The sequence below is a fragment of the Lishizhenia sp. genome (assembly GCF_033720595.1).
GTDB lineage: Bacteria > Bacteroidota > Bacteroidia > Flavobacteriales_D > Crocinitomicaceae > Lishizhenia.
In genome coordinates this window covers 1-10,682 of sequence record NZ_JAWWCF010000104.1, presented here as the reverse complement: position 1 = coordinate 10,682, position 10,682 = coordinate 1, and the positions used below count along the sequence as shown (strand labels likewise).

At 37.4% G+C, this 10,682-nt stretch carries 10 protein-coding genes; 7 read left to right on the top strand and 3 right to left on the bottom strand.

Annotation, left to right across the window (positions count from 1 at the left end):
* Together recQ and R3333_RS08715 are read right to left on the bottom strand one after the other, a co-directional pair.
* Nucleotides 1–2,043, bottom strand: a 2,043-nt coding sequence (recQ, locus tag R3333_RS08720; protein ID WP_318958404.1) for a DNA helicase RecQ, incomplete at its 3' end; no start/stop codon positions are given.
* 138 nt (nt 2,044–2,181) lie between these two features.
* Complete coding sequence (locus tag R3333_RS08715) at nt 2,182–2,787, bottom strand: NifU family protein (RefSeq protein WP_318958403.1); 606 nt, start codon at nt 2,785–2,787, stop codon at nt 2,182–2,184.
* A 131-nt stretch (nt 2,788–2,918) separates the two neighbouring features.
* Between R3333_RS08715 and R3333_RS08710 the strand changes: the two genes are divergently transcribed.
* From R3333_RS08710 to R3333_RS08690, 5 genes are all read left to right on the top strand, one after another.
* A complete protein-coding gene (locus R3333_RS08710) occupies nt 2,919–3,326 on the top strand; it encodes an HYC_CC_PP family protein (protein WP_318958402.1) in 408 nt (135 codons plus the stop codon).
* Between the two features lie 51 nt (nt 3,327–3,377).
* Nucleotides 3,378–5,618 carry a TonB-dependent receptor gene (locus tag R3333_RS08705; RefSeq protein ID WP_318958401.1) on the top strand — a complete coding sequence of 747 codons (2,241 nt, stop codon included), beginning with the start codon at nt 3,378–3,380 and terminating at the stop codon, nt 5,616–5,618.
* A gap of 5 nt (nt 5,619–5,623) precedes the next feature.
* Complete coding sequence (locus R3333_RS08700; RefSeq protein ID WP_318958400.1) at nt 5,624–5,959, top strand: heavy-metal-associated domain-containing protein; 336 nt, start codon at nt 5,624–5,626, stop codon at nt 5,957–5,959.
* A gap of 73 nt (nt 5,960–6,032) precedes the next feature.
* Entirely contained in the window at nt 6,033–7,403 is a 1,371-nt protein-coding gene (locus R3333_RS08695; RefSeq protein ID WP_318958399.1) for a hypothetical protein, read from the top strand.
* Entirely contained in the window at nt 7,369–7,953 is a 585-nt protein-coding gene (locus R3333_RS08690) for a non-canonical purine NTP diphosphatase (protein ID WP_318958398.1), read from the top strand. Before R3333_RS08695 ends, R3333_RS08690 begins: the two co-directional genes overlap by 35 nt.
* Here the strand turns inward: R3333_RS08690 and R3333_RS08685 are convergent.
* Nucleotides 7,934–9,151, bottom strand: a complete 1,218-nt coding sequence (locus tag R3333_RS08685; protein WP_318958397.1) for an amidohydrolase — start codon at nt 9,149–9,151, stop codon at nt 7,934–7,936. The two genes, R3333_RS08690 and R3333_RS08685, sit on opposite strands and share 20 nt — an antisense overlap.
* Before the next feature lie 217 nt (nt 9,152–9,368).
* Between R3333_RS08685 and R3333_RS08680 the strand changes: the two genes are divergently transcribed.
* Both R3333_RS08680 and tatC read left to right on the top strand, forming a co-directional pair.
* Nucleotides 9,369–10,010 (top strand): MBL fold metallo-hydrolase, encoded by a 642-nt coding sequence (locus R3333_RS08680; RefSeq protein ID WP_318958396.1) that lies wholly within the window; start codon nt 9,369–9,371, stop codon nt 10,008–10,010.
* Nucleotides 10,011–10,027: 17 nt separating this feature from the next.
* A partial coding sequence (tatC, locus tag R3333_RS08675; protein ID WP_318958395.1) for a twin-arginine translocase subunit TatC occupies nt 10,028–10,682 on the top strand: 655 nt, incomplete at its 3' end.

Here is a 10,682-nt window from a genome sequence, read left to right as displayed (position 1 = left end):
TTGCTCACCATCATCTAACATATCATCTATGTAGTAATTGATGTTCACGCGCGTTCCAGATTGAACAATCATTTCAATTTCATCCAATACCTCGTTCAAACTTTTCCCCTGTGAAGATCCTATATCTTCTAGCGGCAGTTTTCTATCGATGTTTTGAATTAAACGTACTTTCATTCCACTTTTATTGACCAATTGCTTTACAACTAAATCTTGTGGTCTTTCAACATCGTTTTCTTCTACGTATTGCTTAATTAAGGCTAAGAATGGTGCTCCATAACGCTTCGCTTTTCCTTGTCCAACTCCCTGAATATTTGTTAACTCCTCAATCGTAATTGGGTATTGGAAACTCATATCTTTTAAAGAAGACTCCTGGAAAATCACGAAAGGTGGAATTCCTTTATCCTTAGAAATTTGCTTGCGCAGATCCAACATAGATTTATACAACACTTCATCGAAAGCACCTTTCGCATTGTTGTTTACATTCACCTCGTCAGAAGCACTGCTAAAATCATTTTCCTTAATCAATAAGAAATGCTTTGGTTCTTTGATGAAATCATGTCCTTCTTGGGTCATTTTAATCACCCCGTAAGACTCTATATCTTTCGCCACTAATTTAGCTACTAAACATTGACGCATCACTGCATTCCAGAAAGCTTCATCTCTTTCTTTTCCTTTACCATAAAGCGGCAATTTATCGTGCTTATAAGTACTGATTTCTGCAGTATCTTTTCCGGCTAGGAAAGCACAAATATGCTTGGCCTTCTGCATTTCCTTCAATTCTACCACAGCTTTTAACAAGAGTTGAACATACTCTTTTCCTTCCATGGTTTCTTTCGGGTGCTTACAGTTATCGCACATGCTGTTACAGTTCTTCTCGTCGAATTCTTCTCCGAAATAATGCAACAAATATTTTCTTCTACAAATTGAAGACTCTGCATAAGATACAATCTCAAACAACAATTGTCGTCCAATCTCTTGCTCTGCTACAGGTTTTCCTTGTAAGAACTTTTCTAATTTTTCGATGTCTTTGTAAGAGTAGAAGGTTAACAATTCTCCTTCTCCACCATCTCTACCCGCTCTACCGGTTTCTTGATAGTAACTCTCCAAAGATTTTGGAATATCGTGGTGAATCACAAAACGCACATCCGGTTTATCGATTCCCATACCAAAGGCAATGGTGGCTACAATTACATCTACCTCTTCCATCAAGAAAGCATCTTGATGTTTTGCTCTTGTAGAAGCATCCATACCAGCGTGATAAGCCAGTGCATTGATTCCATTTACGCGCAAAACTTCGGCTAATTGCTCCACCTTTTTACGACTCAAACAGTAAATGATCCCAGATTTACCTTGTTTCGATCTGATGTATTTGATAATCTCTTTTTCTACCTCCTTCTTCGGACGTACCTCATAATAAAGATTATCTCTATTAAATGAATCTTTGAACACTGTTGCATCCAACATGTTCAAGTTCTTTTGGATATCGTGTTGAACTTTTGGTGTAGCTGTTGCAGTTAATGCGATAATCGGAACATTAGATATTTGTTCAAAAATCTCACGCAATCTTCTATACTCCGGTCTAAAGTCATGCCCCCACTCAGAAATACAGTGGGCCTCATCAATTGCAAAAAAGGAAATGTTTACAGAATTAAAGAAATCAACATTTTCTTTCTTGGTTAACGATTCAGGAGCAACATAAAGAAGTTTGGTTTTCCCATCTCTAATATCTTGCTTTACGCGGTTGGCTTCTGTTTTCGATAAAGAGCTGTTTAAGACATGGGCAACACTATCGTCCTCACTCACATTTCTAATCGCATCTACTTGGTTTTTCATCAGGGCGATCAAAGGAGAAACCACGATAGATACACCCTCTGATAATAAAGCCGGCAATTGGTAGCACATAGACTTACCTCCACCTGTTGGCATTATTACGAAGGTATTTTGTCCTTCTAAGATGTTTCTAATGATTTTTTCTTGGTCACCACGGAATTTATCGTACCCAAAATACTTGCGTAGAGCACCCGTTAAATCACTCACATTCATATATCCAAATTAATTAAGTCTAAGATACAAAAACAGCTCTGAAAAAAACAAACTTTTCTTAGGAGATAACTAAAAGATTCACAACTGCTTAGCGCCTTGTAAATTTTCAGCGTTTTTGTTCAAATTCTAGAATGGGTATTATTCTGCATCTTCAGCAACAACTTCCTTTACTTCAGGTAAATGTTGCTTCAATAAATTTTCAATTCCTCCTTTTAAAGTAGCTGTTGAAGATGGACATCCAGCACAAGATCCTTTCAATAATACGGTAACAATACCGTCTTCAAAGTTTCTAAACTCAATGGCTCCACCGTCACCCTCTACAGCCGGACGAACATATTCATCTAACAATGCTACAATGGCATCATCGTATTCTGAAGGTGCGTAAGTTTTGGTTGGGTTTTCTTTTTCCACAGGTTTTGCCTTAGGCTGTGGCATCATAATCAACACTTCTTTACCATCTTGTAGGTATTCTCTGATGAATTCACGCAATTCCATTACTACAAAATCCCAAGACAATGCCTCGTTCTTTGTAATCGTAATAAAGTTACTCGCCATAAATACACCCGTAACAAATGGGAAATTGAAAAGCTCCTCGGCTAAAGGAGAATATCCTTTGGCTTCTGCTTGACTAGTAAATTCAACCGATTCGCCCGTAATCAATAAATATTTATTAGCAACAAATTTCATTGTGCTTGGGTTAGGTGTCATTTCAGCGTAAACAGTAATTGGAACTTTTTGAGTCATGTTAATTTATCTTTACGTGCAAAAGTAGTAATCCATTTGTAAAGGACACAGTAAAAATTGACTTTTGAAATACAAGAATGGCAGATTATACAATTTGTAGAAACCCAATTTGTCCCTATCTTTGTTAACGCATGCAAAAGTTGAAAAACATAGCACTTCTTTTCTTTGTGAGCTTTCTATTTTTAGGAGTTTGCGGATTCTCTATATCGGAACATTTATGTACGACCACAGAGGAGGTATGCGAAATGCATGAAGAACACAAAGAGAACCAACCAAACATCCACGATTGTTGCGAGGTTCCTGTGGATACTAAGCAAGATGATTGTTGTAAGGAAGAAACTAAAGTTTTCCAGACCACGTTAAATCATTACCACGATGTTTTGGTGAAAGTAACCGTGCCTTACTTGGCAACTGTTCCTGCATTTGATTTCTTTATAGCCGAAAGCATAAATGAAGCACAAATCACCCAATACTATCCCAACCCACCTCCTCTTACCAGCAGCCAAGTAAGAGCGCAGCTGCAGGTCTACACCCTATGATTTTAGTGCGATAACTTCACGTTTATTCGAATTATCACACAAAATCAAAAAATGAAAAAAAACATATTAATTGCAATATTGAGTCTATTTGCACTCAACACTTTTGCACAAGTTAAAGGAACTGTTTACGGTTCTTCAGAAAACAAAAAAGAACCACTTTTTGGTGTTAAAGTATTCTTCTTAGGTAGTGACATTGGTACGATTACCGACGAAACAGGAGCTTTTACATTAGACTATTTACCTGCATTACCAGATACTCTAATTTTTAGGGCTCAGGGTTATTATACCGACACTTTAGTAATTACCAAAAAAGATAGATTCCTAAATGTTAACGTAACCTTGTATTCTTCTAGTTACTTACCAGAAGTTGTAATTGCATACCAACGTGAGAATTCTTCCATTGAGAAACTCGATCCTTTATTTACAGAAACATTATCTGCTGGTGAATTGAGAAAAGCAGCATGTTGTAACCTCTCAGAATCTTTTGAGACCAATGCAAGTGTAGACGTAAATCTTACTGATGCAGTTTCTGGGGCTAAAAAAATCCAAATGATGGGGTTGGCTGGTACCTATACACAGATTCAGTTTGAAAACATCCCTATGCTTAAAAACTTAGGTTCAGCCTACGGCTTGAATATGATACCCGGTACATGGATAAACTCCATTCAAATCACCAAGGGTTCAGGGACCGTGGTAAATGGTTACGAGTCGATGGCAGGTTTGATTAACCTTGAATTTTATCAACCTGGTGTAAATATGGACAAATTGTATTTCAATGCTTACACCAATATTCAGGGAAGGAATGAAGTTAACTTTCACAACAGTATACAACTTTCGAAGAAGTGGTCTACAGGATTCTTTGGTCATGCCTCTGTTGGCGCTATAGAATTGGATAGAAACAAGGACGGTTTTAAAGACATTCCTTTAAGTGAAAATTTCACTTTCATGAACCGTTGGAATTACGAGGGAGAATATTTTGAAAGCAAATTTGGCTTTAGAGGATCAGTTACTAGTAAAACCGGTGGAGAAATGGGGTATAAAAGATCTAGCAACCCCAACAATCTTTACGGTGTATCCATAGAAAATCAGCACGCAGAGGTTTATGCTAAAACAGGATTTTTCTTTAAGAAAAGTGTAAACTCTTCACTGGGGTTAGTCTATCAAGCTAAGTATCATGCTTTGCAAGCTCAATTTGGGAACAGAAGTATGGACGCCCAAGAAAAACGAGGTTATGTAAATGCTATTTTCAATACAATACTAGGAAATACTACAAACACCTTAAAAACAGGTTTGAGTTTTGTCTACGATGAATTACGACAAAAGCACATCAACTTAGGTATGCAGGATGATATTAGTAACCTAAACAGAACGGAAATTGTTCCTGGGGCATTTGCTGAGTTTACAAAGAAAACCATTCGCCATGATTTAGTTTTAGGTGCGAGAGGTGATTACCACAATTTGTTCGGTTTTCAGTTCTCTCCACGTGCTCATTATAAATTCAAAGTCACAGAAAAAGTAGACCTTCGATTAACTGCAGGTAAAGGATTTAGAGTTCCTAACTATGTAGTTGACAATCTATCTTTAATGGCCAACAACAAACCTTGGGTTCTGAATGAAACTTTAAAGCCTGAGGTAGCTTGGAACTTTGGAGGGAGCACCGTGTATGAGTTCAGACTTTTCAAACGTTCAGCACGTTGGTCTGTTGATGCATACCACACACTATTCACCAACCAACTTGTTGTGGATAGAGACCAAGACGCACAAGCCATCTACTTTAGAAATTTAGACGGACAATCTTACTCAAACGCTATACAAACAGATTTCAGCTTTGAGCCTATCCGTAATTTCGAAATTAAAATGGCTTATAAGTATTTGGATGTAAAAGCAACATTTGGAGGAAGCTTACAAGAAAAAATTATGGTGCCGAAACACAGAGGTTTCATCAATTTTGGATATAGCACGAGAAACAAACGTTGGGAATATGATTTAACGGCATCTGTTTTTGGAACCAAGAGACTACCAAGATTAGCACTTAATGAAGAGGGAACTGTATTTACCAGTGATGAGCGAAGTAAAGCTTATGGCATGGTAAATGCACAAATTACTCACATATACAAACGTTGGGATTTTTACGTTGGAGGAGAAAATTTATTAAATTACACCCAGAAAAATCCAATTATTGATGCTCAAAACCCTTTTAGCTCAACTTTCGATGCAACGAGAATATGGGCACCAGTTATCGGTATTAACGTATATGCCGGAGTTAGATTTAGTATAGAAAATAAAAAATAGAAAACATGAAATTTTTAATGGCACTTATGGCTATTGTAGCCTTAACATTTAATAGTAACGCAGAGGATGGAAACAAGAAAGAAGCTCAAATCCAAACCAATGCGCAATGTGGAGAATGTAAAGAAAGAATCGAAAACAAATTAAACTATACCAAAGGGATTAAGTTTGCGGAGATGGATCTTACCACTAAAATTGTAACCGTAAGTTACAATTCGAAAAAAATCACTTTGGATGAGATTAAAAAAGTAATTTCTGAAATAGGATACAGTGCAGATGATGTTGAACCTGTTAAGGCAGCACAGCAAGCACTTCCAAAATGTTGCCAACCTGGTGGACACTAGAAATAAAAAAATTAGAGACAAAAGGTAGTTGATCATCAGCTACCTTTTTTTGTTTTCTTAAATTCGCTTTACAATGAGAAACCAATTGTTTAGTGTGGGAGATATTCTTCCTGGAATATTTTGGCTGGTAATCCTCGCGATTATTAGTCACTACATTAAATTTTACCGTCAGAAAAAAGAACAAGAGCATCAGTTTTACCTTCTTAATTTCTACTTTAAAATCTTTTTTGTCATTGCTTTCTCAGGTGTTTACGCCATCATGTATAATGGCGGTGACACTTTTGCTTATTACCGTGGATCAGAAACACTCAACAACCTTTTCTTTCACAACCCGCTCAATTATTTTGATGAAATAAGTCAGGGTAAAGAGATCTACTACGGGAATTTCAATGCACAAATAGGCTATCCTCCAGGATGGATTTACCGTGAAGATGAAAGTTATTTTGTCTCCAAGATTATTTCTCTTCTCATGTTCGTGAGTTTTAAAAGTTATTGGGCCATGAGTTTCATATTAGCTTTTATAATGGCCAATGTAAATTACAGACTCTACAGGTATGTTGCTACACTCAATTTCTTACCGAAAAAACTCGCAGCTTTAGCACTACTATTTGTACCTTCAGTATCTTTTTGGTGCACAGGAATTTCCAAAGATACCGTTGTACTTATCGCCATATTAATGGGCTTGGTGGCAACTTTTAAAATCGTTCATAAAAAAGCAGGAATCTTGAGTATCGAAGGTCTTTTCCTTATCCTCTCTAGTTTCCTATTAATTGAAATCAGGGCCTTTCTTTTATTGGCCATGTTGGCACCCTTATTCTTTGCCATATCTACCCATTGGATAAATCAATTGGGTGAGAAACCTGTTCTAAAAATGGGGTTGCGTCTTTTCATTTTACTCATAGGTATGGGGGGACTAAGTTTGTACCTTTTCAACAGCTCTAATTTTGGAAGTTTAGCACCTGAAAAAATACTGCAAGAAGCTGCCACGATTCAGAGAGACTTTGCTCAAAACTCAACCTACAGCACGGATAGGTACCAATTAAACATTAATGATTACAGTCTCTGGGGTATGCTAAAAGTTGCTCCAGAAGCTATTATTGCCGGAATCTACCGTCCGTTTGCTTGGGACAGTAGAAACGTAGCTTTGGCCATCAACATACTCGAAGGAATTGTGCTATTGCTACTAACACTGGTCTTCTTTTTTAAAAGCAATTTAAAACAAAGAATACAATTTGTTAGAAGTAACGAAGTACTTGTCTTTTCCTTTTTCTATGTTTTGATCATGGCATTTATGACAGGGTTTAGCTCTAGCTTGTATGGTGTATTAGTACGCTTAAGAGCTCCGCTTTTACCTTTTGCTTTCTTACTTTTACTCGCCGGTATTTATGGATATTATAAAAACAACAAAAATGGAATTGATCTTCTCAACGCAGAATCAGAATAAAGCAAAGGAAATACAGAAATTGGTTCCTTCAGGAATCACTATCAAAACGCTGAAAGACATCAACTGTTCTGATGATATACCAGAAACACAAAACACCTTACAAGGAAATGCTTTACAAAAGGCTAGATACGTGCACGAAAAATTTGGTGTAAACTGCTTTGCCGATGATACAGGTTTAGAAATTGAAGCGCTAAACATGGAGCCAGGAGTATACTCAGCTCGTTACGCTGGGGCTGAAAGATCTGACGATAAAAATATGCAAAAAGTATTGGATGGTTTATCAGATAAAGAGAATAGATCTGCTCGCTTCAGAACAGCTGTAGCACTTATCATAGACGGTGAAGAACACTTGTTCGAAGGCATCGTAAATGGGGAAATCCGAACTTCAAAAACGGGTGATCAAGGTTTTGGTTATGATCCCATTTTTGAACCTGAAAACGCAGGGAAAACTTTTGCTGAAATGACTACAGAAGAGAAAAATAGCATGAGTCATAGAGCCCGTGCTTTTGCTAAAATGACTGATTTCTTGGCTAAATATCAAAGCAAATAGCCGCCATCATCTGCATTCCAACTTCTAATGCATGGGGATCTATATCGAAATTTGCGGTATGCACCCCATGTATTATACCTTTCTCTTCATTACGAACACCTAAACGATAGAAAGAAGTAGGTACTTCTTGTGAATAAAATGCAAAGTCCTCCGAAGTCATACGTATCGGCAATTCCGCTACGTTTTCTTCTCCTAATAATTTTCTAGCCTTCACTTTTAAATCCTCCGTAAGTCTTTCATCGTTCTTTAAGAATGGATAACCATGCGAGATGAAAACTTCGGCTTTCGCTCCATGCGTTTCTGCTATGTTTTCGATTTGGAATTTAATCATTTCCAATGCCTTTGCCCTCCATGTTTCATCCATGGTTCTAAAAGTTCCTTTGATTTTTACTTCGGCCGGGATAATATTGGTAGCTCCTAAAGCTTCGAAATGACCAAAAGTTAAAACACACGGCAGTGTTGGGTCGCAGCTTCGAGAAACAATTTTCTGCAAAGAGGTAACTACCTCAGCCCCCACCAAAATGCTATCTACAGTTTTATGTGGTTGAGCTCCATGTCCACCCTTTCCGCTTATAGTAACGTGAATTTCATCGCTAGAGGCCATGTACAAACCTCCTCTAAAACCTAACTTCCCTACTTCCATTTCTGGAAAAACATGTAATCCATACATGCGCTCCACTTTAGGATTTTCTAATACACCTGCTTTGATCATCAAACTTGCTCCTCCCGGATTTTGCTCTTCTCCTGGTTGGAAGACAAGCTTTACAGGTTGTTGTAAATTATTTCTAAATTCCTGAATAATCTTAGCAGCTCCCAATAAAACTGAAGTGTGTACATCGTGACCACAGGCATGCATCACTCCTTCATTTTGTGAGCAATATGCCACCTCATTCTTTTCAAGAATCGGCAAAGCGTCTAAATCTGCCCTTAACGCAATACAATCTTCATCACCAGTATGATGATCTGCTTTGATCAACCCAACTACTCCCGTATCTGCAACTCCAACCTTATGTTCTATACCGAACTTGGATAGTTGTTCTGACACAAAAGCCATTGTTTCATGCTCTTGGTAGGAAAGCTCAGGATGTTGGTGCAAATGCTCTCTAATCGCTTTAACTTCTGCGAAAAACTCACTTGCCTTGGCTTGTATTTGTTCTTTAAGATTCATTGCTGTACATATTACAAATAAAAATGCCATTTGAAGATGTTTGGAAGAATCACCTCACCCTAAAATTGCAGGGCATGACATAATTTACTTTTTCAGGCTATTTCTAACTAATTCTTGCTAAGCAACACGAATTTAAGAATATCTATTTGCTTAAGTGTATTAACTTTGTCCGAATTAAAAAATGGCGACTTGAATTATCGAAATTCAACAACAGTCATTGAGGAGAGTTATTTTTAAAACAGTTTTTATGAAAGTTCAAAAATTCACTTTTAATCCCTTCCAAGAAAACACCTTTGTGGTATATGACAACAACAAAAAAGGCGTGGTCATAGATCCAGGAATGTATTTCAAAGAAGAGGAAGAGCTGTTTCAAAATTTCATTTCAGAGGAAGGTATAGAGTTACTTGCAATTTTAAACACCCATGCACATTTAGATCATGTTGCAGGAAATAGTTTTGTAAAGAACACCTACAATATTCCACTATACTTGCACCCTAAAGATTTACCAACACTAGAAATGTCTGAAAGAAGTGCTGCTGTGTATGGCTTAGATGCTTTCACTCCTTCTCCCGAACCAGATATGGAAATAGAGGAAAACACTACTCTTTCATTTGGAGATTTAGACTTTGAGGTATTGTTCACACCAGGGCACGCGCCTGGTCATGTAGTTTTCTACAACGCAGCCAACAAAATTGTATTCAACGGTGATGTATTATTCCAAGGAAGTTTTGGAAGAACAGACTTACCGGGTGGTGATATGGCGACACTGAAGAAGAGCATTACTGAAGTGATGTTCAATTTACCGGGAGACACGATAGTTTGTACCGGTCATGGTGGTGAAACCAAGATAGAAATTGAAAAACAAAACAACCCAATTTTAAATTATTAAGTTCTTACTTTTGCACTATGGAAGAAGGAAATGAAATGTCGTTTTTAGAGCACCTCGAGGAGTTACGTTGGCGCTTGGTTCGTTCAGTAATTGCTATAGTTGTGCTAGCCATTGGTCTGTTTGTTTGCTTGGAGTGGATCATGGATAACATCTTTTTATCGATGAATTCAGAGAACTTCATTAGCTATAGAGTCATGTGTGAATATGTGAACCTATGCGTGGAAGTAACTCCTGTAAAAGCACAGGGATTAAAAATGACTTCTCAATTTAGTTACGCTTTATTGATCTCATTTCTTGGTGGGTTTATCATTGCCTTCCCTTATGTTTTCTATCAATTGTGGAGTTTTGTCAAACCTGGTTTACGTCAAAATGAAAGAAAATCATTCTCGGGAATCGTGTTCTACGTAAGCTTGTTATTTTTCTTCGGAGTATTGTTCGGATACTTTGTGGTGGCACCCATGTGTGTGCAATTTTTTGGTGAGTTTAGGATCAGTCCTGACATCGAAACTAATCCAGGAATTGATTCTTACGTAAGTCTAATTACTTCAACCGTTTTTTATACGGGTATTTTGTTTTTACTTCCTGTAGTAATTTACCTTCTTTCTAAAATAGGGATTGTTACCCCAGCCTTTTTGAAGAAATACCGAAAGCATGCAATAGTGGGAGTTTTGG

What these genes read in the sequence shown, in the direction of transcription:
- R3333_RS08680 (WP_318958396.1), top strand. Translation starts at nt 9,369, where the DNA reads ATGAAAGTTCAAAAATTCACTTTTAATCCCTTCCAAGAAAACACCTTT.
- R3333_RS08710 (WP_318958402.1), top strand. Translation starts at nt 2,919, where the DNA reads ATGCAAAAGTTGAAAAACATAGCACTTCTTTTCTTTGTGAGCTTTCTA.
- R3333_RS08685 (WP_318958397.1), bottom strand. Translation starts at nt 9,151, where the DNA reads ATGGCATTTTTATTTGTAATATGTACAGCAATGAATCTTAAAGAACAA.
- R3333_RS08690 (WP_318958398.1), top strand. Translation starts at nt 7,369, where the DNA reads ATGGAATTGATCTTCTCAACGCAGAATCAGAATAAAGCAAAGGAAATA.
- R3333_RS08695 (WP_318958399.1), top strand. Translation starts at nt 6,033, where the DNA reads ATGAGAAACCAATTGTTTAGTGTGGGAGATATTCTTCCTGGAATATTT.
- R3333_RS08715 (WP_318958403.1), bottom strand. Translation starts at nt 2,787, where the DNA reads ATGACTCAAAAAGTTCCAATTACTGTTTACGCTGAAATGACACCTAAC.
- R3333_RS08705 (WP_318958401.1), top strand. Translation starts at nt 3,378, where the DNA reads ATGAAAAAAAACATATTAATTGCAATATTGAGTCTATTTGCACTCAAC.
- R3333_RS08700 (WP_318958400.1), top strand. Translation starts at nt 5,624, where the DNA reads ATGAAATTTTTAATGGCACTTATGGCTATTGTAGCCTTAACATTTAAT.